The following is a 26377-nucleotide window of genomic DNA, read 5'->3' on the forward strand; positions in this document are numbered from 1 at the left end:
CTCTAGGTATCGGCAAATAGGAGAGTCAAATCATGACCACGCTAAACATTTCTTTACCCGACAATATGAAAATGTGGATCAACCAACGGGTAACGGGGGGTGATTACAGCAATATCAGCGATTACATCCGCAGCCTCATCCGCCGTGACCAAGAGCAGCTACAAGCCCAGCGTGAGCAAGATGCCCGCAAGTGGCAACTGATACAGGACATCGCCCGCAAAAATCTGCAACAGCGTTTGGCGGAACCACCACCCGAAGAATTTGCCGACATGAGCGAAGCAGAGGTGATGCAAATGGTGCGTGAAGAAATCCACGCTTCCCGCAAAAGCAAAGCATGAGGATTGTCATTGATTGTAACGTCCTGATTTCAGCAGGGCTGACAGCGGGAACATGCCGCGCCGTGGTCCAAACGGCACTGGCACATTACGAGATAGTGATGTCACCCGATATTTTGGCTGAATATCAGGACGTGGTATCCCGCCCCAAATTTGCCCGTGTTCGTGACAAACTGGAAGGTTTCATGCTGGACATGGCACGGGTAGCTGAATTTGTTTACCCAGAGCCGCTTGCTTATCCACTCCCAGACCCAAAGGATGTGCCTTATTTGTTAGCAGCACTGGCAAGTGGTGCGAAATATTTGGTAACGGGCAATGGCAACGACTTTCCAGCGGATGTCTGCGTGGGTGTTGATGTGGTGACACCAGCGGCATTTCTCAGGCTTGATTTGCCGGATGAACCAATTTTACGTTGAGCAATTTATCGGCTTAGTCGTGTAAGTAACGCCCACCCTCTTCCTGCACCTGATTCAACAGCGGATTATGAATACGCACCCCACCAATCACCTGCCCATGATTGAGGTCTTCACTCAGCAGCGTTTCCGCCCCCGCTGCATGTGCCGCCGCAACTATCAGTGAATCCCAAAATGATAGCTGCGCCGTTTCCTGAATGTTGGAGGCTATCTGAATCAGCGCCGGGTCAACCTGCACGACTTCCCACGCTTCGTACAATTTCAGCTCGGCTCTGGCGGTCCCATAAGTCATCGGCTTGCGTAATTTACGGGTGGCATTGTTGTAGAACTCTTGCATGACCTGCGTGCTAATCACCCCGCAACGTTGTCGCCACAAATCCTGCACGACTTGTTTGCAGATTTCCTGCTTCCAGCCAGCCGCATGATCGTAGACATACAACAAGATATTGCTATCAACGAAAGTTTTTGCGGTCATACATTTCCTCGCGTGTTAAGTAATTGCCACCGCCGAAGTCATAACCTTTTTCCATCGAAGCTAGTGCTTGCTCCATCGCTTGCAGGTAGGCATCGTCTTTCTTTGCCAAACGCTCCAGCTCTGCTGTCAGCAAGGCACTGATTGACGTAGAACGTTGTGCTGCCAGTACCTTAATTTTCTGGAGCAGTTCTTTTTCCAACGAAAGCGTAATATTCTGTTTCATGTCATCACCTCCACGCTTTCATGTGTAGCACGCTTTTACGTGAAAAACAACGTGTGATAATTTTCGGATTATGCTCTAAACTAAACTTTAGACTAAAGCTGTTTTTTATTGAAATGGGTTTAACAGACGATGATTTCCCCCATCCTCCGTCAGACATCTGCCTTGATCCTCGCCCGACGGCAACCCGAATACCGCCGTTTCCTGCACACTTGCATCGACTTCGGCGAACAACTGATCGGCATCAAGGGCGCACGCGGTTGTGGCAAAACCACCGTGCTGCTACAACACGCGCAAAGCTGCGGCTTGGAAGCCTCGCGCATCCTGTACATTGCCTGCGACCACCCGGCGATGGTGGATGTGGACCTGTATGCCTTGGCGCAAACCTTTTACCAAGAAGGCGGGCAACTGCTGCTGATCGACGAAATCCACAAGAGCAAGGGCTTTGCCGTTCACCTCAAAGCGATCCGCGACACCTTTGATTTGCAGGTGATTTTTTCCGGCTCGTCGGCGTTGCGGCTGGAACACGAACTGGCGGATTTGTCGCGGCGGGCGGTGGTACATGAGTTGCCGGTGCTGTCATTGCGTGAATTCATGGAAATCGAAACCGGGCAACAGTTCGCGGCTTATGCCCTGCCTGACATTCTCGCCAATCACGGCAACTTGGCGGCAAACGTCATGCAAACGCTGCGCCCGATTGAGCAGTTCAAGAAATACCTGCGTTACGGTGCTTACCCGTTCTACCGCGAATCGCTCGATAATTACACCAGCAAGCTGCTGGAAGTGATCAACCTGACGATTGATTCCGACCTTGCCAGCCTCTACAGCATCGCCCCCGACAAACTGGATAAGCTGAAAAAGCTGCTGTATATGCTGTGCAGCACTGATCCGGTGGAATTGAACATTTCCAAACTGAGCGCGGGGGTGGGTACGTCCTGGCCGACACTTTCGCGCTATCTCGACAGCATGAGCGCGGGCAGTCTGGTGCATATCGTGCGCGGTGGCAGCGGAATGCGCACCGTCAATAAGCCGGACAAGCTGCTGCTGGACAACACCAACCTATTTTACGCGCTGTGTGCCAGCCCCAATGTCGGCTCGCTACGCGAAAGTTTTTTTGTCTCGCAACTGGGTTATCAGCATCAGGTGCATTACCACGACAAGGGCGATTTTCTCGTGGATGACCGCTGGGTATTTGAAATCGGGGGTGCGGGTAAGACGCTCAAACAACTGGCACAGCACCCGGATGGCTATGCGGTGGTCGATGATGTGGTCATTGGCGATGGCAGGCGGATTCCGTTGTGGTTGTTTGGGATGTTGTATTGAGTTACGTGAAATGCTCTTAACCGACTGGTTTTCCCTGCTCGCTATCTGTTTGATGGGTGCAATGTTCCCCGGTGCAAGCCTTGCCGTGGTGCTGCGCAACACGCTCAATCATTCACGCTTGCACGGCATGGTGACTGGCATTTCCCACGCGCTGGGCATCGGTTTGTACGCGCTGCTTTCGGTACTCGGTCTGGTTTTGCTGCTGCAACAATCACCGCTGCTGGTCAAAGCCATTAGCTACGCGGGGGCTGTTTACCTGTTGTGGCTGGGCTATCAGGGCTTGATCGCGAAAGCGCACACCGGGCGGCACGCCGCTATTCAAACGCATCAAACCACGCTGCTGGACGCTGCCCGTGACGGCTTGCTGATGGCGTTGCTCAACCCCAAGGTAGGGCTGTTTTTCCTCGCGCTGTTCAGCCAGTTTGTGCAGGAAAACATGAGTTTTGCCGCCAAAGCCGTGTTCGTCAGCACCATTACGCTGGTGGATGGCGGCTGGTATGTGCTGGTGGCAAGCGTCCTGTCCCGCAGCCGCCTGCTCGACACCTTACGCCAGCAACAGGTATGGGTGGAACGCATCCTCGGTGGCATCCTGATCTTGCTGGCACTGAAAATCCTGCTGGGTAACGGTTATTGAGCCGTCTGTTATTTGTTGCCATGGCTGACAACATAAAACTTGTGTAGACACCTGCCAGACACTGGCGGAATTCCGCCGCCATACCTTTGCCATTATGGCGGAATTCCGCCGTTCGTCGGCTTCTTCCCGACTTACCAGCCCAACCAGCGCAACACCTAAATAATTGTTTTTTAATATTATTAATTTTATTTTCAGCAGTATTGTCCAGATTGGCACGTTTCTTCCAATACCAATGGCGTGTTTAACCGCAATTCATTGGAGAGAGAGATGAAAAAGACCCTGTTGACCCTGACTACTGCCGTTGTCCTCGGCTTGTCCAGCATGTACAGCTACGCTGCTGACCCGATCGTGATCAAGTTCAGCCACGTGGTTGCACCCGATACCCCGAAAGGCAAAGCGGCTGACAAGTTCAAGGCGTTGGCTGAAGAAAAGACCAAAGGCGCAGTCAAGGTTGAAGTTTACCCCAACAGCACCCTTTACAAAGACAAGGAAGAAATGGAAGCCCTGCAAATGGGTGCGGTGCAAATGCTTGCGCCTTCATTGGCAAAATTCGGCCCATTAGGTGTAAAAGAGTTTGAAGTATTCGACCTGCCGTACATTTTCCGCAACTACGACGACCTGCACAAAGTTACCCAAGGCGAAGTCGGTGCTGGCTTGTTAGCGAAACTCGAACCCAAAGGCGTGAAAGGTTTGGCGTATTGGGATAACGGTTTCAAAGTCATGAGCGCGAACAAAGCGCTGCAAACGCCGGAAGATTACAAAGGTCTGAAAATGCGCATCCAGTCTTCCAAGGTGTTGGAAGCGCAAATGCGGGCATTGGGCGCAAACCCACAAGTCATGCCGTTCTCCGAAACCTACCAAGCCCTGCAAACCGGGGTTGTCGACGGTACTGAAAACCCGCCATCCAACCTGTTCACCCAAAAAATGCACGAAGTGCAAAAGAATGCGACTGTCACCAACCACGGCTACTTGGGTTATGCAGTAATCGCGAACAAAGATTTCTGGGAAAAACTGCCAGAAGACGTGCGTAAAGGTCTGGATGAAGCAATGAAAGAATCCACCGATTTCGCCAACCAAATCGCCAAGGAAGAAAATGACAAGGCACTGGAAGCGGTAAAAGCCTCCGGCAAAACCGAAGTCTACGTCCCGACCGAAGACGAAACCAAAGCCATGCAAAAAGCCTTGGCACCTGTCCATGCCGAAATGGCTGAGCGGATTGGTAAAGACGTAATCGACTCCGTTTACAAAGCGACCGGGTTTGATCCTTCCAAGTAAGAGGGGGGAACCCCTCACCCCCACCCCTCTCCCTCAAGGGGAGAGGGGCTCAGAGGAGAGCGGTTGTATTGACCTTATTTCTTGTTCCCCCTCGCCCCTTGAGGGACGACCCTGTAAGGGGGCTGGGTGCGGGGGCTAGGGGGTGAGGGGTTTCTTAGGAGGAGAAATGTATGAAGTGGCTCGATCATCTCGAAGAAGTGTTGATTAGTGTCTTGCTGGCGGCTGCCACCATCGTGATTTTTGTGGCAGTGGTACACCGTTACGCGTCCGGCTTGCCGCTGGGAGCGCTCCAGGATTTTTTATTAAGTATTCACCTGAGCTGGGCGCAAGAATTGTGCATTATTTTGTTCGTGTGGATGGCGAAATTTGGCGCGGCTTACGGGGTGCGTCAGGGCATCCACGTTGGTGTAGATGTGGTGGTAAACAGCTTATCACCTGACAATCGCCGCATCACCACCATCATCGCCTTGTGTGCGGGCGCATTCTTTACCGCATTAGTCGCCGTGCTGGGGTTCAATCTGGTCTGGCATAACGGCATGGCTTACGCGGTGTTAAGTACGTTGGGGATGGAAACCGCCCCGTATTACGAGGGCCCTACCACGCCGGATCTGGAATGGCGTACTTGGGTGGTATACCTCGCTGTACCCATTGGCTCGGCGTTGATGTGTTTCCGTTTTCTGCAAGTGCTGGCGAATTACTGGCGCACCGGCGAATTGCCGCATCATGACCACGGGCATGTGGATGGCTTGCACGATACCGATCCATTCCCCGTAGTGGAGCAAAAGCCATGACTGCATTAATCATTTTCACCTTATTGATGTTATTGATGCTCACCGGAATGCCCGTGTCGATTGCACTGGGTTTAACGGTCATGACTTTCCTGTTTACCATGACTTCTGTGCCGGTGGAATCGGTGGCGTTGAAGCTGTTCACGGGGATTGAAAAATTCGAGATCATGGCGATTCCGTTTTTTATCCTAGCCGGTAACTTCCTCACCCATGGTGGGGTGGCAAAACGCATGGTCAATTTTGCCACGTCGATGGTCGGGCATTGGTTCGGTGGTTTGGGCTTGGCGGGGGTGGTGGCTTGCGCTTTGTTTGCCGCCGTTTCTGGTTCCAGCCCGGCAACCGTGGTGGCGATTGGTTCAATTTTGTTACCAGCCATGGTACGGGCAGGTTTCCCCAAGGAATTCGGCGCGGGGGTGATTGCCTCTTCCGGTGGTTTGGGAATTTTGATTCCGCCCTCTATCGTGATGGTGATGTACGCAGTGGCAACCAACTCGTCGATTGGTGCGTTGTTTATCGCCGGGGTGGTTCCGGGGATTTTGCTGACGCTGTTTTTGGGTGGCATTACCTGGTATCGCGCCCGCAAAGGCAATTTCCCGCGCCAACCCAAAGCCAGTTGGATGCAACGCCTGAAAGCTTTTAAAGATTCGGTGTGGGGTTTGCTGCTGATCGTGGTGGTGATGGGCGGGATTTACACCGGCATATTCACCCCGACGGAAGCAGCGGCGATGAGTGCGGTATACGCCTTTGTGATTGCGGTATTTGTCTACAAGGACTTGAGCCTGAAAGACATACCGCGCGTGCTGCTAAATTCCGCCAGCATGTCTGCCATGTTGTTGTACATCATCACCAACGCGGTGCTGTTCTCCTTCCTGTTGACCAATGAAAACATTCCGCAATCATTGGCTTCGTGGATGACGGAACAAGGCATGGGCATTATCACCTTCCTGATTGCGGTGAACATCCTGCTGCTGTTGGCGGGTAACTTTATGGAACCGTCCAGCATTATGCTGATTTTCGCACCGATTTTATTCCCGATGGCAATGGCACTGGGGATTCATCCGGTACATTTCGGCATTATTATGGTGGTGAATATGGAAATCGGGATGATCACCCCGCCGGTGGGTTTGAATTTGTACGTCGCCTCAGGGATTACCAAAATGGGCTTGTCAGCACTCACCGTGGCGGTATTGCCCTGGCTGTACACCATGTTGGCGTTCCTGATGCTGATCACGTATGTGCCGGAAATCAGCCTGTGGTTGCCACGGGTCTTGGGGATGCTGTAAGGAGCTAGGAGCATGAGTGAAATAAAACCGTTCCAAACCATTTTGTACGCCACCAATCTGGGCACACACATGCGCCCAGTATTCCGGCAGGCGATCAATCTGGCACGGATTCACAAGGCAAAGATCATTATGTTGCACGCGGTTGCACCCATTGGCACGACCGGCTCAGCGATCTTGTCGATGTACATGCCGGGCAAGGAAATCCACGACATCGAACAGGAAAGTATGCAGCAGGTGATTGAAACCATGCGCGAACGCCTGAAAAACTACTGTGCGGAAGAAGACGACATCTGCAAGGACAAGGACGAGTTGATCGACAAGATAGCGGTCAGCGCGGGCAATCCGGCGGATGTGATCAACTATTACGCAGAAACCCACGGGGTGGATTTGATCGTGATCGGCAGCCATACGCGGCAAGCAGGCGGGCATACCATGCTGGGGTCAACGGCGCGGACGGTGACGCAACACAGTAAAGTACCAGTGCTGATCATCCCCAACGGGTAAAAAACCTGTTGCAAACCGTTTTGTGTGGAAGTTACGCCTGCCCGAATTCAGCATCGGCAGGCGTTTTTTTTGTGCCGCACATGACCCGTTTCCCGTCACTTTACACTAGAACCAGCGATCAATAAGGAATGCGGGCAAGATAAAAAAACGAGTTGGCTGATCCCTTGATCGGGGCGACAAATTTTGGCATCACTGCTCCATGTCAGACTGCTGCTGACGCTCACGCCAATACGCCAGCGCTTCAGCAAAATCCTCCAGACTGATGCTGACAGGCTCCGCATAATCATCACCATACAGTTCCTCAACCACAACCTCCTGTGGCTGCAACTGCACAAAATAACTGTTACCGCTGAGGGAGTAAGGCTTGGCTGCGGGGGTTTTCCTGATCTTGTCCAAAGCTGCCTGCAAGGTAGCCAGCATGGTCAGGTTGCTTTGCACATCCAGCAGCAAAAAGGCAGCGGTAGCAGCATGGCCTGCGCCTTGTTGTTGCCATTGCTGCCATTCGTGTTCATGTATCATCGGGATTGTTCCTCAAGCAGCGGGTTAGCGTAGGGGAAACGCGGTGTTGACACCACCACGGGACGACGATGCACCTGCAATCAGATAAGGCGTGCCGTCAGCACTGCGGCAATAAGCATCTGACTGATCCTGTTTGGGGGCATTAGCCCCGCACCATGCCCACTTGGGTGCGCTTTGTGGGCAATCTTGCTGATTGCGGGCGGCATACCCGATGGTGTTGATCACTTGGGTAGGGGTGCAATGATCAGGATAAAAGGTGGAAAACTTGTTTTCGCTCTTGTTGCCGCCCCATTCCCATTGCCCGGCATAAATGCCCTGCTTGTTGGGTTTTTGGGTGATGCGTACATTGGCTACTGTTTGCGGATCATGGCCTTGCGGGCGTGAATGGAAACCTGCCACCCGCCCCTTGTTGTTCAACTCGCCGCAAAAGATATGCGCGTAATTGATCTCGACACCATTACTTGCCTTGACCCACTGATGTGAGGGACAGGTAACGCTTGCTGTGTTGGTGCTGGTAACGCCAGCGGTTGGCTGGTTGCTTTCCTGCGCGGGTTTGCAAGCCACCAGACCAATAGCGACCACACCCAGCGTTGCCCAAAACATTGGTTGATGGTGATGCCCCATGCCATCTACTCCCAGGATGCGAAAAAGGTGCATCCTAACCCATTCGGCGCAAAAGTGCCTGTCAGAGTGGCGGGCGGCTCGTGGCTAAATTGCAATATACCGCCACCCGTTCCGCATGTGCTGTACCACGAATTCTACCGCTGATGGCGCCACTTCCGTACCTTCCACCAGCTCCACCATCTCGTCACGTTGCTTGTAGGCATACAGGGTATTGCTGCACGCCACAAAACGCAGATGCGGGTATTGCTGGCTCATCTGAAAAATGCGCCCTTCGTGCCGGGTTGTCCCCAACCGCAGCAAATCAAGACCTTCCGCACTGGTGACTACGTATACGCTACCATCGGTTTTTGCCACTTGTGTCGCCAGCGTTTCTGCCTTGTTCAGGGTTTTTTCCAGCTTGGCAGGCTCGTGCGAATCGAGAAACACGATGAAACGATTGTCATGCGCGGCAGCATTGTCGAGCGTCAACCCTTCCACAGCATTCCAGCGTGAAAGGTAATGGTTACCTGCCGCCCCCGCCAGCAGGGTCAAGGCAAAAGCCAGCACATAACCAGCAGCCAGTCGCCAGTAGGTTGTGCTGCGCCGATGCGCGACAGGTGCTGTTGCTGAGGGCAACGGGTAAGCCGACTGTACCATGTGCCTGATGCGCTGGATTTCGCACAGTTCCTTTTGCAAGCCAAGGTCGGTTTCCAGCAGCGCCAGCACCTGACGGCTTTGCTCCGCATCCAGTTGTCCGTCAGCGAGGGCGTGCAGCCGGTCGCGGATGGAAGACTGTTCCCAATTCATTTCACTCTCCTTAGATAGCGAACATTGTCCGCCGTGCGTATGCCTTGCAGACGTTTTTTCATGTTGTCACGGGCACGGCTCAAACGGCTCATGACCGTGCCCAGCGGAATCTCGAGGATGAGCGCTACCTGTTCGTAACTGCACCCTTCCAGATCGACCAGGGTCATGACCTGACGCTGCCCCAGTGGCAGCGAAGCCACTGCTGCCTGTACCTGTTCCGACAACTGGTCGGAAGCAAAACGCTGCTCCGGGCAGTCGGTGCAGGTCAGTTCTATCCCGTCGATGTCAAATTCCGGGCGGCGGGTACGCAGGTACTCCATCCAGCAGTTATGCAGGATTTTGTACAGCCATGCCCCAAGACGCTCGTCATCCTTGAGTTGCTCCTGCTTTTCCAGTGCTTTGGTCAACGTATCCTGAACCAGATCGTCTGCCAGTACCGGGTCGCCGCACCAGGCTAGTGCCATGCGATGCAAACGCGGACGTTGTTCCGACAACTGACGGTCAAGCCGGTTAAAACGAAAATAATGGCTCAACATTCTTGTAATGCTCTCTAGCGGTTTCCACGGATGATGCCGAAAACCCGTGAAATATTCCAAAAAAGATGGAATATTTTGTACTTCACCCCGTCACTCTCCCATCGTGAAATCATTTCCTATCGCAAAACAACGTCAAACGTTTGAGGAGAGCAACAACGTGAGTATGAATCGCCGCGAATTTCTGCAAATGCTGGCAGCCGCCAGTGCCGCCGGTTTCAGCCTGAACAGTGCCTTTGCCGCCGACGCCAGCAAGGAAGGCAGCAAAACTGATGCAAAAGCCCCTTCCAACCCGTATGAGTTGCCCAAATTCGGCAATGTTTCGGTCATGCACTACACCGACTGCCACGCCCAGCTCCTGCCCATTTATTACCGTGAACCCAATGTCAACATCGGTATTGGCAAGATGAAAGGCGCAGTGCCGCATTTGGTCGGCGAGCATTTCCTGAAAAAGTACGGCATTGAACCCGGCACGATGGATGCTCATGCCTTCACCTATCTGGACTACGACGCAGCCGCGAAGAAATACGGCAAGGTCGGTGGTTTTGCCCACCTGAAAACCCTGGTGGATCAGGTACGGGCGCAACGCCCCGGCAGCCTGTTGCTGGATGGAGGTGATACCTGGCAAGGCTCCTGGACTTCCCTGAAAACCAATGCACAGGACATGGTGGATGCCCAGCTCGCCCTGGGTGTGAACGTGATGACTCCGCACTGGGAAATGACCTTCGGTGCTGATCGCGTGAAAGAAGTCATCGAAAAGGATTTTGCAGGCAAGATTGATTTCGTGGCGCAAAACGTGATCAGCAACGACTTTGAAGAGCCGGTGTTTGCCCCGTATGTGATCAAGGAAATCAACGGTACGCCAGTTGCCATCATTGGTCAGGCATTCCCGTATGTGCCGGTTGCCAACCCGCGCCATATGGTTCCTGACTGGAGCTTTGGCATCCGTGATGACCGGATGCAGGAAATGGTCGATGAGGCCCGAGGCAAAGGGGCAAAAGTGGTGATAGTCCTGTCCCACAACGGCATGGACGTTGACCTGAAAATGGCGAGTAAAGTTACCGGCATTGACGCGATTATGGGCGGTCATACCCATGACGGCGTATTCCAGCCAGTGGTAGTCGAAAACGCAGGCGGCAAGACCCTTGTCACCAACGCCGGTTCCAACGGCAAATTCCTTGGCGTGCTCGATCTGGAAGTGAAAGACGGCAAGGTGGCAGATTATCGTTACAAACTGCTGCCGGTCTTCTCCAACCTGTTGGAACCCAACAAGGACATGCAGGCACTGATCGACAAAATCCGCGAACCTTACAAGAAGGAACTGGCGGAAGAACTCGCGGTGTGTGACGAAACCCTCTACCGTCGCGGCAACTTCAACGGCACATTCGACCAGTTGATCTGTAACGCACTGATGGAAGGGCTGGATGCACCGATCGCGTTCTCACCCGGTTTCCGCTGGGGTACATCGGTACTGCCGGGTCAGCCGATCACATTCGAGCACGTGGCTGACCAGACCGCCATTACCTATGGCACTGTCACCCGCAACGAAATGGCAGGCGAAATGATCAAGACCATTCTGGAAGACGTGGCAGACAACCTGTTCAACGCCGATCCTTACTACCAGCAAGGCGGCGACATGGTGCGCGTGGGTGGCCTGAAATTCAGTTTCGACCCGACTGCCAAAATGGGTGAACGTGTCAGCGACATGGAACTGAACGGCAAACCACTGGATGCGAAGAAAACCTACCCGGTAGCAGGCTGGGCAAGCGTGCAGGAAGAAGTGCCCAAGAACAAGCAAATCTGGGAAGTGGTTGCTGATTACCTGCGCAGCAAGAAAACCATCGGTAAGATCGAACTCAACACGCCAAAGCTGAAAAATGTCGACGGCAACGAAGGTCTGGCTTAAGCATTCCTAACTCCTGCCGGGCTTATGCCTGTGCAGTTTGGGCGAACCTGCGGGTTCGCCTTTTTGTTGGCGTAATCGTTACGGGCACTGCCCTGCCACATACCCGCGCACTTTTGGGTCAGCGCAAGCGGTACAATCATTGGAAAACATCACCTGTTCCTCGGATGGGCAGGGTGTGGTCACACAGCGGATTCCCGTATCCTTGCTGGCGCAGACCGGCGCATAAATTTCGTAACAGATTTCAGGGCGTGGATTCTGGCAGGTGACGAAACCATTATCACCACTGCCTTGCCCCTTGATGGCGGAAATATCCGGTTCCTGGGCGTCTGAACGGCTACAACCGGACAGGGAGAACGCCAGTAACATGCTCCCTATCAGCAGCATTCCTGACTTTTGCATACATGACCTCGCGAATGGATTTGTTTTGTAACACTCAACAACTTGCAGCAACCCGCCGTAATCCGTACCCTTACCACATTCTTTTGCCTGGAGCCTGCACGTGAATCTGGAACAAGCCCGCTTTAACATGATCGAACAGCAGATACGTCCGTGGGATGTACTGAATGAGACCGTTCTCAGCACCATTGGTTTTATTCCCCGTGAGAATTTTGTCCCACCCGTACACCGGAAGCTGGCATTTGCCGACATCGAAATCCCGCTGGGGCACGACGAGTACATGATGCACCCGCGTATCGAAGCCAAAATGCTGCAAGCACTTGCCATCACCAAGAATGACACCTGCCTGGAAATCGGGACAGGCAGCGGGTTTGTTACTGCCTGCATGGCTCATCTTAGCAAACATGTGGATAGCGTCGACATCCATGAAGCGTTTACCCGACAGGCGGAAGAACGCCTGCTGGAAATGGAAATGAAGAACTACAGCCTGCACACCGGCAATGCCATGCGTGGCTGGACTTCAGGTCAACTATACAACGTGATTGCGATCACAGGTTCGGTTCCCGCCTATGTTGCACGCTTTGAAGAGCAGCTTGCACCTGGCGGTCGCCTGTTCATCGTGGTCGGTACGGGTGCAAACATGCAGGCCATGCTGGTAACACGTCAGGAAAACGGCGAATACACACGCACCAACCTGTTTGAAACCAGCCTCAAGGCACTTGACGGTGCCAGTAGCGGCAGCACTTTCGTTTTCTGACCCCATGCGCCAGTGGACACCCCAGGAACTTGCCGGACATCTGGAAAATCCCCAGCAAAAGGTACAAATGCTGGATGTACGCGAGCCTTGGGAATACGCTATTGTCCATTTCGAGGGCTCCACCCTTATCCCGCTGGGCAGACTGTTGCAGGAAATGGCTACACTGGACAAAAGCAAAGAATGGCTGGTGGTGTGCCACCACGGTATCCGTAGCGCACACGCCTGTTATTTCATGGAACGCAGCGGCTTTCACGTGATCAATCTGACAGGTGGCATTGATCGGTGGGCAAGGGAAATTGACCCCGACATGCCGGTTTACTGACCTATGAGACATATATCATCATGAAAACACGGACACTGGCACTACTGGTTGCAAGCACGTTCACTGTTGCCACACCGGCAGCCTTCGCCGAAAACCTGTTGCAGGTTTATCAGCGAGCCAAAGAATACGATGCCCAATTCAAGGCGCAGGAAAGCAACCATTTGGCTATCGTCGAAAAGAAACAGCAAGCATTGGCAAGTCTCAAGCCACAGGTCAACCTGAGTGGCAACGCTGCGTACAGCAGTGAGCGCAACAGCCTCACTGGCAATACAGTAGATGGCACAGCAGGCAGCTACACCCTGGGTGTCAGCAAATCGCTGTACAACAAAAACCTGAATGCGACCGTGGGCAAAACCGACGCCCTGATTGCCCAATCCACTGCCGCACTGGAATCTTACCGGCAAGACCTGATTACCCGCGTGGCAGATGCCTATTTCAGGGCACTGACCGCACAAGACAACCTTGAATTTGCTCGCGCGGAAAAGGCTGCCATCGGTCGCCAGCTTGAACAGACCAAGGCTTATTTCGATGCAGGCCGTTCCGCCATTACCGATGTCAAGGAAGCCGAAGCCAGCCACGCCGCAGCCAGCGCCCAAGAAATTGCCGCCACCCAGCAACTGGATGTTGCCCGCGAGCAATTGCGCGTGCTGACTGGCGGTTTCTACCAATCGCTGAATGCACCACGCACCAACATGCCGCTGACCATGCCGGAACCCAACGGCATTGAGGCATGGGTCAACACCGCCAAGCAGAAAAACCACTTGCTACGTGCCAGCAAACAGGCGATTGCCGCCCAGCAAAAGGAAGTGGAAGCCCAACGTGCTGCCAAATCCCCCACGGTCAATCTATTTGCCAACCACACAGGGGCGTATGCAGACAATGACACTTTCAACAACCGGCGCTCCAACGATTCATCAGTCGGTGTAAATCTGAGCGTACCACTGTATACCGGTGGCGCAATCTCATCCAAAGTGCGCGAAGCCCAGCACAACCTGCGTCAGTCACAACAGCAACACGATTTTCAGGAGCGCCAGACCGAGCAACTGGCACGTTCCGCTTTCCTGACCGTGCAATCCAGCATCAGTCAGACCAAAGCCGCCCAGCAGGCACTTAGCGCAGCCGAAACTGCCGCAGAAGCGACCCAGGCCGGTTTTGAAGTGGGAACCCGCACTGCGGTGGACGTGCTGAATTCCTTACGTGGCGTGTTCCGCGCCCGCCGCGATTATGCCAGCGCCCGTTACAGCTACCTGCAAAACCAGTTGGCACTGCGGCAGGCTGCCGGAACCCTGAGTGAGAAAGATGTGGCGTCCATGAGCGCTTTCATGACCGCCGCTCCCAAGCAAGTAGCCGCTGACAGCAGCCAAGACCAACCGGAAGCTACCGACCAGATCAGTGAACAGGTGAAGCCCGCAGCACCAGCAGCAGTGGAAAAATCCTCAGCAGCAGATGGTGGCTATCAATACTACGTCATGCCGGAGCAACCCGGCAAAGCAGCCAAGTAAGCCAGCTCAGGGTTTGAGGTAAGCAAACTTCCAGCGGCAACCGGATGCCGCCGCCAACACATCCAGCAAGGCGGCATCCGGCACAGCTTCCGCTTCATGCACATTGCCGATCAGCACCCATTGACGCACCCGCAACAGCGGCTTGCGGATGGGCTGGAATACCGTTTCGGCATCATCCACCGGCACACCTACGTAACAGAACGGCTTGACAGGGTGGGGTTCCAGCTCAATATCCGGCGAACATCCTAGAAAACAGACGTGTTGGAGAAACTGTTCGCCCGTTGCAAATACGCCCTCTTCCAGCGCTTTCCCCAACAGCCCCACCGCCTGCAAGACAGGCAAGACCGACGCAGTGGTTGCACCCTGCGGATAAAGCAGCAAACAGTAAGCGGATAATGGCATCAGGCAGCCCCCTAAAAAGCCGCCAGTGTATCACTTGACCGACTTGAGGCGCTGCACAAGCTGGTTGGCGGCTTCTTCCATCTGGAAACGTAACCATTGGTGGGTAGGGTCGCGTTCATGGCGCTTGTGCCACAGCGCCGTCGTCACTGAACCTTGCTCCAGCACAGTGAGGAATATTTGCAGGGAACGCCCATCCAGCGTCAGGTAATCTTCATCTTTCATAAAAATAATAGTAGCACCCGAATTTTGTTTTAGAAATTCAGGATTATTCCGTTCGATCAGGATTTTTTAGGGGATGGTCGGAAATAACCGGAACACCGTTTGGCAAACAGATGCTTTTTTCCCATCACCGGACAGGTTATGCTCAGATCATGAAATACAGCAATGCCACTTACATCGCCCAGACCCGCTATTGGCTGGAAAACGTTGTCCTCAAACACAACCTGTGCCCATTTGCGCACAAACCGTTCAAAGGAGGGCAAATCCGTTACGTTGTTACTGATTCCGCCCGCCCTGAATTCCTGCTGGAAGACCTGCAACAGGAACTGGAGCATCTGCGGACTACCCTGGTAGACGAAGTTGAAACCACCTTGCTGATCCATCCCAACACTCTGGTGGATTTTCTGGATTACAACGACTTTCTGGACATTGTGGATGCACTGCTGGCGGAAGAAGGCTACGAAGGCGAGTTTCAGGTTGCCAGTTTCCACCCCGATTACCAGTTTGCCGATACCCAACTGGATGATGCCGAAAACTACACCAACCGTTCACCCTGGCCGATGTTGCACCTGATCCGCGAAGACAGCCTGGAAAAGGCCGTTGCCAGCTATCCTGATGTGGATGCCATTCCTGAGCGCAATATCCAGACCATGAACACATTGGGCAAGCGCCACCACCAGCAGGTGCTGGAGGCCAGCCTGCAACAAGAAGAGGAACCCTCGTGACCAGTCATGTCCACCGCATCCGCGAAGAGTTGCCCGCAGTCCTGTTGTTCATTGCTGCCATTTGGGGAGTCTTCCTGCTGGATCGCATCTTGCCGCTGGAACGTTTCGGGCTGGTTCCGCGTGACTGGGGCGGCCTGATTGGGGTGGCGACCATACCGTTTCTGCACGCCAATTTCAACCACCTGCTCAACAACACTATTCCCCTGGTGGTGTTGCTGGCCTTGCTGGCAGGTTCACGGGCTGATTCGCGGGCGGTCGTCGTAATAACTGCTGTGTTGGGGGGATTATTATTGTGGCTGTTCGGGCGCAGCTATTCGATGCACATTGGTGCAAGCGGCCTGGTGTTTGGCCTTGCCGTGTTCCTGATTGTGTCCGGCATTCTGGAAAAACGCACGATTCCCTCTTTCATCAGCGTGCTTGTAACCCTGTTTTACGGCTCCAGCCTGCTGACCGGCATCTTGCCAGGGCAGGCAGGCGTGTCGTGGGATGGGCATCTGTTTGGTGGCATCGCTGGCGGGGTGGTCGCTTGGCTGTTGATGCGCAAGCCGGGTTAGCCTTTACGCATCCCCATACAGCTTCCGGTATAGCCCATCCTGCTTCAACAGTTGTTGATGACTTCCCTGCTCGCTGATCCCGCCGTCTTCAAACACGAAAATATGATCGGCCTGACGCACTGCACTCAAACGGTGTGCCACGATCAGAGTGGTACGCCCGCGCAGGAATTCTGCCATTGCCGCGTGCAATTGCTGTTCGGTAGCCGTATCCAGGGCGGAAGTGGCTTCATCAAGAATCACCACGCAGGGGTTGGATAAAATCATCCGCGCAATCGCCAGCCGTTGGCGTTGTCCACCGGACAAACGCATTCCCTGCCGCCCGACGATGGTATCCAGCCCTTGTGTCTGCGCACGGATGGTATCATCCAGTTGGGCAATGCGTAGTGCATCCCACAACTGCTCATCAGGCAAGTCACGCCCCAGGGTCAGGTTGGCTCGGATACTATCGTTGAACAGTGCCGGTTGTTGCAAGACAGTGGCAACGTGTTCACGCACGACATCCAAACCGATTGCCGTGACGGGTACACCGTCAAAATACAACTGCCCTTGCTGCGGCTGGTAAAGCCCCAACAACACTTGTACGAAAGTGGATTTGCCGCCACCACTTGCCCCCACCAGCGCAATTTTCTGCCCGGACTGGATAGTCAGATTGACGTTTTTCAGCACAGGTGGTTTGTCACCATAGGCAAAGGTGATGTTTTCTGCCCGCACGCTGACCGTGTTTTTACCCAGGAACGGGTTGTAGGTATGGGGATAATCAGGCTCAGGCGGCATTGCCAGCAAGGTATTGATACGTTGCAAGGCCGCTTTCGCCCCATACCAGCCGTACTGGATGGCCAGCACTTCCTGCACCGGCCCCATCATGAACCACAAGTAGCTGAACACTGCCAGCATTTCACCAATGCTTAGATCGGAAAACACCACCATCAACATGCTGACCGCACGGAACAGATCAAAGCCGGAAATGAACACGGTAAATGACAAGCGGCTGGCAGCATCACTGCGCCAAGCGAATTGTCCGGCATGGTTTCTTACCTCGTGCGCGTGGTCTGCCACCCTCCCAAAAAAGTTGCTGGCACGGTTGCTGGCACGGATTTGCTGGATGGTGTCGAGCGTTTCGGTCAGGGCTTGCTGGAACAGCTCAAACGCACTGTTTTCCTGACGTTTCAGGTCTTTGATGTATTTACCGAGCTTGAGAGTGATTAAAACCACCAGCGGGTTGAGTAACAGGATAAACAACGCCAGTTGCCAGTGCAGCCACAGTAACACCGCTGTGACTCCCACCAGTGACAAAACCGCCACGATGAATTTGCTGATGGTTGCACCGAGGAAAGTGTCAATGGTTTCCACATCCACCACCAGCCGTGAGCTGACCGTGCCGCTGCCGAGGGTTTCATATTCGCTCATGCGGATGGTTTCGATGTGTTGTAACAGCCGCTGGCGGATACGGTAGGTTAGATCCTTGCTGATCAGGGTGAATTCGCGGGTTTGCCAAACGGAAGTGAATAGCCATGCCAGTCGCATGATCACGGTCAGCACCGTCAGCGCGGTAATATACAGCACTGGGCCCTGCCAATTGGCAGGAAACAAGCTATTCATACCGGCGACCATCCAGCCCGGTTTGTGCAGCAGGACTTCATCAACCAACAGGGGAATCAGCAGCGGGATAGGCACGCTGATGAGTGCAGCAAGCAGTGCCACCACGTTGGCAATCAGCAGTTCCTTGCGGTGGTTTAATGCCTGTCGGAACAGGTCTTGCCAGGTGTATTCAGCAGTGGAGGTTGTCATGCAGCAATACTACCTGTTTTGGGTGCAGCACAAAAAAGAAAGGCGCTGGTTAGCGCCTTTCCTGATCATGGCTGGTAAACCCGTTTTATTTGGATTGGGCAACCATGTAATCAACGGCTGCCTTGATTTCAGCATCAGACAGCGCTGCGTTGCCACCTTTGGCAGGCATAGCGCCTTTGCCATTGAGTGCGTTGCTGTACATCGCATCGTTACCAGCAGCGATACGCGCACTCCAGGCAGCTTTGTCACCCAGTTTGGGAGAGTTGGCAACACCCACATCATGGCAGGAGAAGCAGGTAGCCTTGTAGATTTTTGCACCATCAACAGCAGCAGCCGGAGCAGCCGCTTGCGCAGGAGCCGCAGCCATGCCGGACATACCAGCCATGCCTTCCTGTGCTGGAGCCGCAGCCATACCGGACATGCCAGCCATGCCTTCCTGTGCTGGAGCCGCAGCCATACCGGACATACCAGCCATGCTTTCCTGTGCTGGAGCCGCAGCCATACCGGACATGCCAGCCATACTTTCTTGCGCAGCAGGAGCAGCCGCTTTCTTAACCTGACTAGACAAGTCATGACCAGCTTTGCCCGTCATATAAACGACGGCATTGGTCAGCTCTTCATCAGTGATGGTGGGATCACCACCACGCGCAGGCATGGAATTCAGGCCATTGATGGCATTTTTCATCAAACCATCCAACCCGTTGCCAACACGTGGAGCCCACGCCGCCTTGTCATCAATTTTGGGAGCACCCAGAACACCAGCGCTGTGGCATGATGTACAAACGGCATTGTAGACAGCTTCACCGGAACGGGCAGCCTTGGCAACAGACTTGTCTACCGCGTTTACCTTGCCGATTGGCGCGAGGTTGATCTCAGCCGCTGCCGCTTGCATGGAGGTATCTTCAGCACCTTTGGTTGAGTTTTTCTCAATGGTGCTGAACAGGTTGGATACCAGTACGGCAACTGCCGCACCGATCAGAACAAGACCACCGATCAGCACGGGTTTTGCCATTGGGTCTTTAGGTGTTGAGTGAGCCACTTTTGCCTCCTGTAAACCGGGCGCAAACTCGCCCGACAATCAGTGAATCTAGGATGTTAGAAAATCATGAACCGGCGGATTATATTCAATATTGCTAATACTCGCTATCCATCAGGGAAGAAAACTTGATATGAATCACACGAAAAAATGGGGTTTTCGCCTCACACACGGCAATGGACGTGAAGGTCAGGGTTGGGTATGATGCACTTCCCACGTCGCACCCGTAGCTCAGGGGATAGAGTATTGGCCTCCGAAGCCAAGGGTCGCTGGTTCGATTCCAGCCGGGTGCGCCAACCATATCAATCACTTGCATAGAAATAAAAATAAGCCCGCCTTCCTTTCCATCCTTGACCTACAGCTTATCAGAAAAATTCATCCACCTATCCCCGGCAGACAGACTAACGGACTTGATATTCTTATTGTTTTAACTGGGAGTATCACACACGCTCACCTTCTTGGGGATTCATCATGAGCAAGGCCGTTACATCATTGTCGGTATCTGCCGTTCAGTCACAGTTCAAACAGCAGCGCAATGCTTTGCCAGAGCGCGTTCAAGCCGTTTTTCGACCGGAAGCTCCCATCACTGCAATACCCTCACAGATTCGTTCCAGCGTAGAAAAAATAGCAACCAGCCAGATTAGCCAGCTAACCCTGCGACCTGGAGCCGAGATTATCATCGTGGTTTCATCACGCGGCACCATCCAGATTTACCGCAAAAACCCGGATGACACCATCGGACGCCTGATTCTAGAAACAGGCATGACCAGTGATACCGAGGACTAGGCAGAGGGAAAACCAGCCTGAAAACTCAAAGGTTAGGGTCAACCAGAATACGCCCCTGCACTTTCCCCGCAACAATATCACGCGCCGCCTGCGGCACATCTGCCAGTGCTATCACTTTGCCAAGATCGGCATAAGCACTTTCCGGCAATTCGGCAGCAAGGTGTTCCCATGCCTGTGTGCGGCGTGATAACGGGCAACTGACCGAATCCACCCCTCGCAAACTGACATTGCGCAGAATGAAAGGCATCACCGTGGTATGCAGCTCGTGGCTGTTGGCAAGACCACAGGCGGCGACCGCGCCACCATAATCCATTTCCGCCAGCACCCGTGCCAGGATACTACCCCCGGCTACATCCACCGCCCCTGCCCAGCACTGGGATTCGAGCGGACGGGCCGGTTGTAGCATGGTTTCACGCGCAATAAATTCTTTTGCGCCCAGTTTACCGAGGAATTCATGGGTTTCCGGGCGACCGGTCACTGCCACCACATGATAGCCGCGCTGTGCAAGCAATTGCACTGCCACACTGCCAACCCCGCCTGCCGCCCCTGTCACCAGCACTTTGCCAGAGCTAGGCTGTACACCAGCCTCTTCCAGTGTCATGACACACAGCATGGCGGTCAAACCTGCCGTGCCAATGGTCATAGCCTTGTGTGCATCCAGCCCTGCTGGCATTGCCACCAGCCAATCGGCCTTGACCCGTGCTTTCTGCGCATAGCCACCCCAGAAACGTTCGCCCACACCCCAACCAGTGAGAATCACAGCATCACCTGGTTGGAAACGATCCGAAGCGGATTCCACCACCGTACCGGCAAAGTCGATACCGGGAACCATCGGGAAGGAACGGATGATCTTGCCCGTACCGGTTACAGCCAAACCATCCTTGTAATTGAGAGAGGAATAAGCAATATCGACTAGCACTTCACCGACAGGCAAATCAGCTACTTCAAGCTGGCGGATGGCTGCCGTGGTTTTACCATCAGTTTGGTCGAGCAGCAGGGCATTGAACATGGGGAAACTCCTTGGGTGGTAGCGGTTGTATGTTCAAGCCATGATAAGGGAATGATGCAGCGCAAACCAGAGCACGCACTACCAGCGAACCTGTTAGCCCTGCCGCCAGTAAAACCGGTCAGGAATCCACTGCCCACGCCCCAGCCTGCGCCCTGCCTGCAAACTACCCCAGGTGTATGCCTGTGCGGCAGCCACTGCCTTGCTGACATCCATGCCTTTGGCCAGATTGGCAGCACAGGCGGAAGCTAGGGTGCAGCCGGAACCGTGGTAAGTTTGCGGCAAACGTTCCCACAGCCAGGTACGCTGGCGCTTGCCATCCGCATAAAGGGCATTTTCCACTCGCTCAGTGGCTGCATGGGTTCCGGTCAGCAACACATATTCACAGCCCTGATCCAGCAGGGAAAATGCGTAATCATCCTGTGTTTCACCTGCCAGTGCCAAACTGGCAGCTTCTGGCACATTGGGAGTCAGCAAGGTGGTCAGTGGCAACAGGTATTCACGGATGGCTTCCAGCAACAGGTCGCTGGAAAGGCTTTGACCACCACCGGCTGCCAGTACCGGGTCAAGAATGACCGGCACATCGGGCGCTTGCAACAGGATGCGATGCACCGCCTCCACCACCGCCACACTACCTAGCAGACCGATCTTGAAAGCGGCGACCGGCATGTCTGCCAGTATCGCTTCCGCCTGTTGTTCGATCAGGTAATCGGCAACCGGATCAATGCGTTGCACATTGCGGGTATCCTGCACCGTCAGGCAGGTAATCACCGATACCGGGTGACATCCCTGGCTAATAATGGCTTCCATGTCTGCCTGCACCCCTGCCCCGCCAACCGGGTCATGCCCTGCCAGCGTCATCACCACCGGCACTACCAGACGGTTTGTTTCTTCCGTTAGCAACAGATGTCTCCCAATCGCTTGACCACAATAACGATATTGTCATCCATTTCACTGCGGTGCTTGTCGAAGCCGAGACGCTGCATCAGTTTGAGCATCCCGGTATTGTGTGACAGCACCTCACCTTCCACAGTACGCAACCCACGGTTGCGAGCAGCATCAATCAGGGTATTCATCATCAACCCGCCAAGACCACGGTTCTGCCAGTCATCCGCAATGACCAGTGCGAACTCGCAACTGGCTTTGTCAGGATTGATGGCGTAACGTGCCACGCCGATTTCCACTTCCTGCCCATCCTGTTTGCTCAGTGCCACAAACGCCATTTCACGGTCATAATCAATTTGCGTAAGACGCACCAGCATGTCCGGGGTCAGCTCACGCAATGCCTGCATGAAACGCATGTAACGCGACTCTTTCGACAGGTTGCGCACGAATGCCTGTTCCATTTCTGCATCTTCCGGGCGGATCGGGCGGATTACAATGTCAGTGCCATCCGCCAGTTGCTGACGCTTGACCAGATCGTTCGGGTAGGGGTGAATCGCCATGTGGTCATAACGCCGCGCCGTGGTTGGCGGGTAGTTGATGATGAAACGCGCATCCACTGCCACCACACCCTGCTCGTCTGCCACCAGTGGGTTGATGTCCATTTCCACCACTTCCGGCAGCTCACATACCATCTCGGAAACACGCTGCATCACTTTCCACAATGCCTCAAAATTGATCGACGGCATGTTGCGGAACTGCCCCAGTTGCCGTGCCACACGGGTACGACAAATGGTTTTCTTGATCATGTAATCGTTAAGCGGTGGCAGTGCCACGGCGCGGTCACGGTGCACTTCCACCGATGTACCACCCGTACCGAAACTGATCACCGGGCCGAACACCGGGTCGCGTACCACACCGATCATCAGTTCGCGCGAAGCCTTGCCGTGATACATGCTTTCGATCGTCACGCCTTCGATGCGGGCTTCCGGCATACTGCGGCGGGCAGATTCAGTCAGCTCCTGATAGATGCTGCGTACCGCATGAGCACTGGCAACATTCAGGCGTACCCCATCCACATCCGATTTGTGCTGGATGTCGGGGGAACTGATCTTCATCACCACCGGATAACCGAGTGATTCTGCCGCCACCAACGCTTCCGACGGGCTGCGGGTAAGGATGGTCGGCATGGAGGGAATGCGGAATGCCGCCAGAATGGCGCGTGATTCCGTGGTGGAAAGCGAGCGTCGCCCTTCTGCCAGTACGCTTTCAATGATCAAGCGAGCACCGCCCACATCCGGCTCGCGTGCCTGCTCTTTTACTGAGGGAGGCACCTGCATCAGCAGTTTCTGGTTACTGCGGTACTGGGTGAGGTAGGCAAAGGCTTCCACTGCCGATTCAGGCGTGCGGAAACGCGGCACGCCCGCATCAGCGAGAATCTTGCGCCCTTCCGCCACCTGTTGTTCACCCATCCAGCAGGTCAGGATCGGTTTACAGTTCTTGCGGTTTTTGGTGTCCTTGCAGATGTCGACCACTGCCCGTGCCACCCCTGCCGGGTCGGTCATGGCCTGCGGCGACAGGAGCACCAGAATACCATCCAGGTTCTCTTCCTGCATACAGACCTTGAGAGCTGCCGCATAACGTTCCGGGGTGGCATCACCGAGAATGTCCACCGGGTTGCCATGCGACCAAGTAAACGGCAACACCTTGTTCAATTCTGCCAGCGTAGTGGGGCTGAGTTCCGCCATGCGCACACCGACTTCCACCACCCGGTCGGTCGCCATCACGCCCGGCCCACCACCATTGGTGACGATCAGTAGGCGATCCTGCTGGGCACGCAGACCGGAAGACAGGATTTGGGCTGCGGCAAACAGTTGGCTCACGTTGTTGACCCGCACCACTCCGGCACGCTCCAGCGCGGCTTCAAAGGCATCATCACAACCAACAATCGCACCGGTGTGGGATGCAACCGCCCGCGACACCTCAGCATAACGCCCGGCTTTCAGCACAATCACCGGCTTCATACGCGAAGCAGTACGCAAACCACTCATGAAACCACGGGCGTCATGAATGCCTTCCACATACAGCAGAATGCTGTCTGTTTTGGGGTCAAGCGCCAGAAAATCGAGCACATCACCGAAATCGACATCTGCGGTATCCCCCAGGGTCACGACGGTGGAGAAACCGATTTGCTGGCTGGCTGCCCAGTCAAGGATGGCGGTACACATCGCCCCAGACTGCGATACCAGTGCCAGATTGCCTGGTTGTGCCTGATTGCGGCTGAAAGTGGCATTAAGACCGACGGAAGGGCGCATGATGCCCAAACAGTTGGGGCCGATGATGTGAACGCCAGACTCGCGGGCAATATCCACAATGTCTTTTTGCAGACGCTTGCCTTGTGGCCCGGTTTCGGCAAAGCCGGAGGAAATGACAACCACACCTTTGACACCATACTCCCCACACTGGCGAATAATGGCTGGGACTGTTTTGGCAGGCGTTGCAATCACCGCCAGATCAACCTGCTTGTTCAGATCAGTCAGGTTCGCCCAGGCTTTATGTCCTTGAATTTCGGCATGTTTGGGGTTAATCGGATAAATAGCCCCCTTGAACCCCGCAGACAGCAGGTTCTGGAAAACCAGGGTTCCAACCGCATTTTCCCTGTGGCTGGCTCCAAAGACTGCAACATTCTGTGGAGAGAATAGTTGATTTAAGTAATGGTGACTCATGACCAAAACCTCTATGATGTACGAACACACTGCACAAAAGCCTATCTTTTTGTGCAATGCAGCATATTCTACTCCCATTTTATTTAAAAGAACATGACAGTTGCCGTAATTACTCACTCACACTGCCATTTGCACGATAACGGTACTCCCCATCACCCGGAGTGTTCTGATCGTCTGGATGCCATCAACAACCGCATGATCATGTCGGGGGTGGACTGGATTTCGCGCCACTACGACTCCCACTGTGCGGAACGCGAACACCTGTTGCGGGTACACGATGCCGCCTACGTGGATCGGGTATTTGCCACGGCTCCCAAGGAGGGCTTTGCCGACCTTGACGGCGATACCGGCATGAATCCGCATACGCTGGATGCAGCCCTGCACGGGGCTGGCGCGGTCATCATGGCAGTGGATCTGGTCATGGCGGGAACCCACAAGCACGCTTTCTGTGCCATCCGCCCACCCGGTCATCATGCCGGGCGCAACCGCGCCGCCGGTTTCTGCATTTTCAACAATGTCGCAGTCGGTGCTGCCCATGCAATGGAAGTGTACGGGGTGGAACGCATCATCATCATCGACTTCGACGTACACCACGGCGATGGCACGGAAGAAATCTTTGCCAACGAACCACGGGTGATGTTCTTCTCCTCCTTCCAGCACCCCTTCTACCCATTCACGGGCGCGGATACCGATTTACCCAACATCCGCAACCTGCCATTACCGGCAGGCACAGGCGGGGCGGCCTGGCGTGAAGCCATCGAAGCGCAGTGGCTACCTGCGATGCGTGAGTTCAACCCGGAACTAGTGATGATTTCCGCTGGTTTTGATTCCCATCTGGAAGATGACATGGGCGGTTTCAATCTGGTGGAACGCGATTACGTGTGGATCACCAAACAACTGTGCCAGATTGCCAAGGAACATTGCGGCGGGCGGGTAGTTTCCTGCCTGGAAGGCGGCTACGAGCTGTCACCACTGGGGCGCAGCGTCACTGCACACATCAAGGAACTGGCGGAATTCCACTGATTCCGGCGCTTATTTGGCGAAATAGACAATGGCTGCCACCATGGCAGTCAGCACGCCCCACCAGAAAAACTGTTTCAGGGTAGCCATCCATGCCGCCATTGGCGATGGCGGTGGCTTGGGCGGAGCGGGCTTGGATGTCAGTTTGGTGTACATTTCCTCGCGTATCTGCTTTTCGGTATCTTCCAGCAAACCGCCCTTGGAACCGGCAATGCTGTTAAGCACCCGCTCGGTCACACCTTTCTTGATACCCAGCTTTTCGCCTTCTTCCTTGCCTTTTTTCAAGCCATCCTGCCAGCCCTCCTGATAGCCCATAGCCCCACCCCGGCGCAAACCAGCGGCGTAGCCTATCCATACAAGTGCTGCGATAAAAATTCCGAACCAAATAAAGTCCATATGTTGCGCAATTTGATGATGGGGTTATTATCGCAAAATTCTGACCCAACGGAGAGCAAGAAACAATGAAAACCTGGATATGCGTAGTCTGTGGCTGGATTTACGACGAGAAACAAGGCGCACCGGAAGAAGGCATTCCCCCCGAAACACGCTGGGAAGATGTCCCGGATGACTGGCGTTGCCCGGAATGCGGTGTGACCAAAGATAATTTTGAAATGATGGAAGTCTGAAACTCGGCATGG

Annotated in this window: 32 protein-coding genes and 1 tRNA gene; 18 read left to right on the top strand and 15 right to left on the bottom strand. The window is 54.3% G+C overall.

The window, feature by feature from the left end; translation table 11 throughout:
- Positions 1-32 precede the first annotated feature (32 nt).
- Complete coding sequence (locus B2U47_RS13875; protein ID WP_296678973.1) at positions 33-338, top strand: ribbon-helix-helix domain-containing protein; 306 nt, start codon at positions 33-35, stop codon at positions 336-338.
- The gene (locus B2U47_RS13880) at positions 335-751 is read left to right on the top strand and encodes a putative toxin-antitoxin system toxin component, PIN family (protein WP_296678975.1); all 417 of its coding nucleotides are present in this window, start codon (positions 335-337) and stop codon (positions 749-751) included. The genes B2U47_RS13875 and B2U47_RS13880 overlap by 4 nt, the downstream gene beginning before the upstream one ends.
- A 13-nt stretch (positions 752-764) precedes the next feature.
- On the opposite strand, the gene B2U47_RS13885 is transcribed toward B2U47_RS13880, so the two are convergent.
- Together B2U47_RS13885 and B2U47_RS13890 are read right to left on the bottom strand one after the other, a co-directional pair.
- Positions 765-1223 carry a PIN domain-containing protein gene (locus B2U47_RS13885; RefSeq protein WP_296678977.1) on the bottom strand — a complete coding sequence of 153 codons (459 nt, stop codon included), beginning with the start codon at positions 1221-1223 and terminating at the stop codon, positions 765-767.
- Positions 1201-1446: a DUF6364 family protein gene (locus B2U47_RS13890; protein WP_210219112.1), complete on the bottom strand. Its 246-nt coding sequence runs from the start codon at positions 1444-1446 to the stop codon at positions 1201-1203. The genes B2U47_RS13885 and B2U47_RS13890 overlap by 23 nt, the downstream gene beginning before the upstream one ends.
- Before the next feature lie 129 nt (positions 1447-1575).
- On the opposite strand from B2U47_RS13890, the gene B2U47_RS13895 reads away from it, so the two are divergent.
- The 6 genes from B2U47_RS13895 (at position 1576) to B2U47_RS13920 (ending at position 7250) form a co-directional block, all read left to right on the top strand.
- Positions 1576-2766 carry an ATP-binding protein gene (locus B2U47_RS13895; protein ID WP_296678980.1) on the top strand — a complete coding sequence of 397 codons (1191 nt, stop codon included), beginning with the start codon at positions 1576-1578 and terminating at the stop codon, positions 2764-2766.
- Positions 2767-2776: 10 nt separating this feature from the next.
- Positions 2777-3400 carry a LysE family translocator gene (locus tag B2U47_RS13900; RefSeq protein WP_296678982.1) on the top strand — a complete coding sequence of 208 codons (624 nt, stop codon included), beginning with the start codon at positions 2777-2779 and terminating at the stop codon, positions 3398-3400.
- 267 nt (positions 3401-3667) lie between these two features.
- Positions 3668-4675 (top strand): TRAP transporter substrate-binding protein, encoded by a 1008-nt coding sequence (locus B2U47_RS13905; RefSeq protein ID WP_296678983.1) that lies wholly within the window; start codon positions 3668-3670, stop codon positions 4673-4675.
- A gap of 170 nt (positions 4676-4845) precedes the next feature.
- Positions 4846-5466, top strand: a complete 621-nt coding sequence (locus tag B2U47_RS13910; protein ID WP_296675690.1) for a TRAP transporter small permease — start codon at positions 4846-4848, stop codon at positions 5464-5466.
- A complete protein-coding gene (locus tag B2U47_RS13915) occupies positions 5463-6746 on the top strand; it encodes a TRAP transporter large permease (protein WP_296675692.1) in 1284 nt (427 codons plus the stop codon). The genes B2U47_RS13910 and B2U47_RS13915 overlap by 4 nt, the downstream gene beginning before the upstream one ends.
- A gap of 12 nt (positions 6747-6758) precedes the next feature.
- Entirely contained in the window at positions 6759-7250 is a 492-nt protein-coding gene (locus B2U47_RS13920; RefSeq protein WP_296675693.1) for a universal stress protein, read from the top strand.
- Between the two features lie 189 nt (positions 7251-7439).
- Here B2U47_RS13920 and B2U47_RS13925 read toward each other — a convergent pair whose 3' ends face one another.
- The 4 genes from B2U47_RS13925 to B2U47_RS13940 all read right to left on the bottom strand — a co-directional run bounded on the left by B2U47_RS13925 (position 7440) and on the right by B2U47_RS13940 (position 9715).
- A complete protein-coding gene (locus B2U47_RS13925) occupies positions 7440-7769 on the bottom strand; it encodes a hypothetical protein (RefSeq protein WP_296675696.1) in 330 nt (109 codons plus the stop codon).
- A 24-nt stretch (positions 7770-7793) separates the two neighbouring features.
- The gene (locus B2U47_RS13930; protein WP_296675697.1) at positions 7794-8393 is read right to left on the bottom strand and encodes an EndoU domain-containing protein; all 600 of its coding nucleotides are present in this window, start codon (positions 8391-8393) and stop codon (positions 7794-7796) included.
- 84 nt (positions 8394-8477) lie between these two features.
- Entirely contained in the window at positions 8478-9179 is a 702-nt protein-coding gene (locus B2U47_RS13935; RefSeq protein ID WP_296675700.1) for a hypothetical protein, read from the bottom strand.
- On the bottom strand, positions 9176-9715 hold the full coding sequence (locus B2U47_RS13940; protein WP_296675703.1) for an RNA polymerase sigma factor: 540 nt from the start codon (positions 9713-9715) through the stop codon (positions 9176-9178). Before B2U47_RS13940 ends, B2U47_RS13935 begins: the two co-directional genes overlap by 4 nt.
- Before the next feature lie 157 nt (positions 9716-9872).
- Here B2U47_RS13940 and soxB point away from each other — a divergent pair, with 157 nt between their 5' ends.
- Entirely contained in the window at positions 9873-11618 is a 1746-nt protein-coding gene (gene soxB / locus B2U47_RS13945) for a thiosulfohydrolase SoxB (RefSeq protein ID WP_296675706.1), read from the top strand.
- A 78-nt stretch (positions 11619-11696) separates the two neighbouring features.
- Here the strand turns inward: soxB and B2U47_RS13950 are convergent, their stop codons facing one another.
- On the bottom strand, positions 11697-12017 hold the full coding sequence (locus B2U47_RS13950) for a hypothetical protein (RefSeq protein ID WP_296675709.1): 321 nt from the start codon (positions 12015-12017) through the stop codon (positions 11697-11699).
- A 100-nt stretch (positions 12018-12117) separates the two neighbouring features.
- Here B2U47_RS13950 and B2U47_RS13955 point away from each other — a divergent pair, with 100 nt between their 5' ends.
- From B2U47_RS13955 to B2U47_RS13965, 3 genes are read left to right on the top strand one after another with little or no spacing between them, the layout of a single operon-like run.
- On the top strand, positions 12118-12771 hold the full coding sequence (locus tag B2U47_RS13955) for a protein-L-isoaspartate O-methyltransferase family protein (RefSeq protein WP_296675712.1): 654 nt from the start codon (positions 12118-12120) through the stop codon (positions 12769-12771).
- Positions 12740-13093 (top strand): rhodanese-like domain-containing protein, encoded by a 354-nt coding sequence (locus B2U47_RS13960; RefSeq protein WP_296675714.1) that lies wholly within the window; start codon positions 12740-12742, stop codon positions 13091-13093. Before B2U47_RS13955 ends, B2U47_RS13960 begins: the two co-directional genes overlap by 32 nt.
- Positions 13094-13113: 20 nt before the next feature.
- On the top strand, positions 13114-14595 hold the full coding sequence (locus B2U47_RS13965; RefSeq protein WP_296675717.1) for a TolC family outer membrane protein: 1482 nt from the start codon (positions 13114-13116) through the stop codon (positions 14593-14595).
- A 6-nt stretch (positions 14596-14601) separates the two neighbouring features.
- On the opposite strand, the gene B2U47_RS13970 is transcribed toward B2U47_RS13965, so the two are convergent.
- Both B2U47_RS13970 and B2U47_RS13975 read right to left on the bottom strand, forming a co-directional pair.
- Positions 14602-14997, bottom strand: coding sequence for a hypothetical protein (locus tag B2U47_RS13970; protein WP_296675719.1), 396 nt, complete (start codon positions 14995-14997; stop codon positions 14602-14604).
- 30 nt (positions 14998-15027) lie between these two features.
- Positions 15028-15219 carry a hypothetical protein gene (locus B2U47_RS13975; protein ID WP_296675722.1) on the bottom strand — a complete coding sequence of 64 codons (192 nt, stop codon included), beginning with the start codon at positions 15217-15219 and terminating at the stop codon, positions 15028-15030.
- 149 nt (positions 15220-15368) lie between these two features.
- Between B2U47_RS13975 and B2U47_RS13980 the strand changes: the two genes are divergently transcribed.
- Both B2U47_RS13980 and B2U47_RS13985 read left to right on the top strand, forming a co-directional pair.
- On the top strand, positions 15369-15941 hold the full coding sequence (locus B2U47_RS13980; protein ID WP_296675729.1) for a DUF1415 domain-containing protein: 573 nt from the start codon (positions 15369-15371) through the stop codon (positions 15939-15941).
- Complete coding sequence (locus B2U47_RS13985) at positions 15938-16495, top strand: rhomboid family intramembrane serine protease (RefSeq protein ID WP_296675731.1); 558 nt, start codon at positions 15938-15940, stop codon at positions 16493-16495. Before B2U47_RS13980 ends, B2U47_RS13985 begins: the two co-directional genes overlap by 4 nt.
- 3 nt (positions 16496-16498) lie before the next feature.
- Here B2U47_RS13985 and B2U47_RS13990 read toward each other — a convergent pair whose 3' ends face one another.
- Positions 16499-18283: an ABC transporter ATP-binding protein gene (locus B2U47_RS13990; protein WP_296675734.1), complete on the bottom strand. Its 1785-nt coding sequence runs from the start codon at positions 18281-18283 to the stop codon at positions 16499-16501.
- 85 nt (positions 18284-18368) lie between these two features.
- The gene (locus B2U47_RS13995; RefSeq protein WP_296675737.1) at positions 18369-19322 is read right to left on the bottom strand and encodes a c-type cytochrome; all 954 of its coding nucleotides are present in this window, start codon (positions 19320-19322) and stop codon (positions 18369-18371) included.
- Between the two features lie 217 nt (positions 19323-19539).
- Between B2U47_RS13995 and B2U47_RS14000 the strand changes: the two genes are divergently transcribed.
- Both B2U47_RS14000 and B2U47_RS14005 read left to right on the top strand, forming a co-directional pair.
- Positions 19540-19615 (top strand) — tRNA-Arg (locus B2U47_RS14000).
- Between the two features lie 175 nt (positions 19616-19790).
- The gene (locus B2U47_RS14005) at positions 19791-20105 is read left to right on the top strand and encodes a hypothetical protein (RefSeq protein ID WP_296675742.1); all 315 of its coding nucleotides are present in this window, start codon (positions 19791-19793) and stop codon (positions 20103-20105) included.
- Positions 20106-20130: 25 nt separating this feature from the next.
- On the opposite strand, the gene B2U47_RS14010 is transcribed toward B2U47_RS14005, so the two are convergent.
- From B2U47_RS14010 to B2U47_RS14020, 3 genes are all read right to left on the bottom strand, one after another.
- Positions 20131-21114: an MDR family oxidoreductase gene (locus tag B2U47_RS14010; protein WP_296675744.1), complete on the bottom strand. Its 984-nt coding sequence runs from the start codon at positions 21112-21114 to the stop codon at positions 20131-20133.
- A 93-nt stretch (positions 21115-21207) separates the two neighbouring features.
- Positions 21208-22014, bottom strand: a complete 807-nt coding sequence (gene thiD, locus B2U47_RS14015; RefSeq protein ID WP_296675747.1) for a bifunctional hydroxymethylpyrimidine kinase/phosphomethylpyrimidine kinase — start codon at positions 22012-22014, stop codon at positions 21208-21210.
- Positions 22008-24719 carry a bifunctional acetate--CoA ligase family protein/GNAT family N-acetyltransferase gene (locus tag B2U47_RS14020; RefSeq protein ID WP_296675749.1) on the bottom strand — a complete coding sequence of 904 codons (2712 nt, stop codon included), beginning with the start codon at positions 24717-24719 and terminating at the stop codon, positions 22008-22010. Before B2U47_RS14020 ends, thiD begins: the two co-directional genes overlap by 7 nt.
- Before the next feature lie 93 nt (positions 24720-24812).
- On the opposite strand from B2U47_RS14020, the gene B2U47_RS14025 reads away from it, so the two are divergent.
- Complete coding sequence (locus tag B2U47_RS14025) at positions 24813-25742, top strand: histone deacetylase family protein (protein WP_296675751.1); 930 nt, start codon at positions 24813-24815, stop codon at positions 25740-25742.
- 9 nt (positions 25743-25751) lie between these two features.
- On the opposite strand, the gene B2U47_RS14030 is transcribed toward B2U47_RS14025, so the two are convergent.
- Positions 25752-26135, bottom strand: a complete 384-nt coding sequence (locus tag B2U47_RS14030) for a hypothetical protein (RefSeq protein WP_296675754.1) — start codon at positions 26133-26135, stop codon at positions 25752-25754.
- Between the two features lie 65 nt (positions 26136-26200).
- Between B2U47_RS14030 and B2U47_RS14035 the strand changes: the two genes are divergently transcribed.
- A complete protein-coding gene (locus B2U47_RS14035) occupies positions 26201-26365 on the top strand; it encodes a rubredoxin (RefSeq protein WP_296675756.1) in 165 nt (54 codons plus the stop codon).
- Positions 26366-26377: the final 12 nt, after the last annotated feature.

It is taken from the genome of Thiothrix sp. UBA5583, from assembly GCA_002425225.1.
GTDB lineage: Bacteria > Pseudomonadota > Gammaproteobacteria > Thiotrichales > Thiotrichaceae > Thiothrix > Thiothrix moscowensis.

What these genes read in the sequence shown, in the direction of transcription:
- B2U47_RS14020 (WP_296675749.1), bottom strand. Translation starts at nt 24,719, where the DNA reads ATGAGTCACCATTACTTAAATCAACTATTCTCTCCACAGAATGTTGCA.
- B2U47_RS13950 (WP_296675709.1), bottom strand. Translation starts at nt 12,017, where the DNA reads ATGCAAAAGTCAGGAATGCTGCTGATAGGGAGCATGTTACTGGCGTTC.
- B2U47_RS13935 (WP_296675700.1), bottom strand. Translation starts at nt 9,179, where the DNA reads ATGAATTGGGAACAGTCTTCCATCCGCGACCGGCTGCACGCCCTCGCT.
- B2U47_RS14005 (WP_296675742.1), top strand. Translation starts at nt 19,791, where the DNA reads ATGAGCAAGGCCGTTACATCATTGTCGGTATCTGCCGTTCAGTCACAG.
- B2U47_RS13925 (WP_296675696.1), bottom strand. Translation starts at nt 7,769, where the DNA reads ATGATACATGAACACGAATGGCAGCAATGGCAACAACAAGGCGCAGGC.
- B2U47_RS13915 (WP_296675692.1), top strand. Translation starts at nt 5,463, where the DNA reads ATGACTGCATTAATCATTTTCACCTTATTGATGTTATTGATGCTCACC.
- B2U47_RS14035 (WP_296675756.1), top strand. Translation starts at nt 26,201, where the DNA reads ATGAAAACCTGGATATGCGTAGTCTGTGGCTGGATTTACGACGAGAAA.
- B2U47_RS13890 (WP_210219112.1), bottom strand. Translation starts at nt 1,446, where the DNA reads ATGAAACAGAATATTACGCTTTCGTTGGAAAAAGAACTGCTCCAGAAA.
- B2U47_RS13895 (WP_296678980.1), top strand. Translation starts at nt 1,576, where the DNA reads ATGATTTCCCCCATCCTCCGTCAGACATCTGCCTTGATCCTCGCCCGA.
- B2U47_RS13920 (WP_296675693.1), top strand. Translation starts at nt 6,759, where the DNA reads ATGAGTGAAATAAAACCGTTCCAAACCATTTTGTACGCCACCAATCTG.
- B2U47_RS13905 (WP_296678983.1), top strand. Translation starts at nt 3,668, where the DNA reads ATGAAAAAGACCCTGTTGACCCTGACTACTGCCGTTGTCCTCGGCTTG.
- B2U47_RS13980 (WP_296675729.1), top strand. Translation starts at nt 15,369, where the DNA reads ATGAAATACAGCAATGCCACTTACATCGCCCAGACCCGCTATTGGCTG.
- B2U47_RS14030 (WP_296675754.1), bottom strand. Translation starts at nt 26,135, where the DNA reads ATGGACTTTATTTGGTTCGGAATTTTTATCGCAGCACTTGTATGGATA.
- B2U47_RS13990 (WP_296675734.1), bottom strand. Translation starts at nt 18,283, where the DNA reads ATGACAACCTCCACTGCTGAATACACCTGGCAAGACCTGTTCCGACAG.
- B2U47_RS13970 (WP_296675719.1), bottom strand. Translation starts at nt 14,997, where the DNA reads ATGCCATTATCCGCTTACTGTTTGCTGCTTTATCCGCAGGGTGCAACC.
- B2U47_RS13875 (WP_296678973.1), top strand. Translation starts at nt 33, where the DNA reads ATGACCACGCTAAACATTTCTTTACCCGACAATATGAAAATGTGGATC.
- B2U47_RS13965 (WP_296675717.1), top strand. Translation starts at nt 13,114, where the DNA reads ATGAAAACACGGACACTGGCACTACTGGTTGCAAGCACGTTCACTGTT.
- B2U47_RS14010 (WP_296675744.1), bottom strand. Translation starts at nt 21,114, where the DNA reads ATGTTCAATGCCCTGCTGCTCGACCAAACTGATGGTAAAACCACGGCA.
- B2U47_RS13930 (WP_296675697.1), bottom strand. Translation starts at nt 8,393, where the DNA reads ATGGGGCATCACCATCAACCAATGTTTTGGGCAACGCTGGGTGTGGTC.
- B2U47_RS13910 (WP_296675690.1), top strand. Translation starts at nt 4,846, where the DNA reads ATGAAGTGGCTCGATCATCTCGAAGAAGTGTTGATTAGTGTCTTGCTG.
- B2U47_RS14025 (WP_296675751.1), top strand. Translation starts at nt 24,813, where the DNA reads ATGACAGTTGCCGTAATTACTCACTCACACTGCCATTTGCACGATAAC.
- B2U47_RS13900 (WP_296678982.1), top strand. Translation starts at nt 2,777, where the DNA reads ATGCTCTTAACCGACTGGTTTTCCCTGCTCGCTATCTGTTTGATGGGT.
- B2U47_RS13880 (WP_296678975.1), top strand. Translation starts at nt 335, where the DNA reads ATGAGGATTGTCATTGATTGTAACGTCCTGATTTCAGCAGGGCTGACA.
- B2U47_RS13885 (WP_296678977.1), bottom strand. Translation starts at nt 1,223, where the DNA reads ATGACCGCAAAAACTTTCGTTGATAGCAATATCTTGTTGTATGTCTAC.
- B2U47_RS13940 (WP_296675703.1), bottom strand. Translation starts at nt 9,715, where the DNA reads ATGTTGAGCCATTATTTTCGTTTTAACCGGCTTGACCGTCAGTTGTCG.
- B2U47_RS13975 (WP_296675722.1), bottom strand. Translation starts at nt 15,219, where the DNA reads ATGAAAGATGAAGATTACCTGACGCTGGATGGGCGTTCCCTGCAAATA.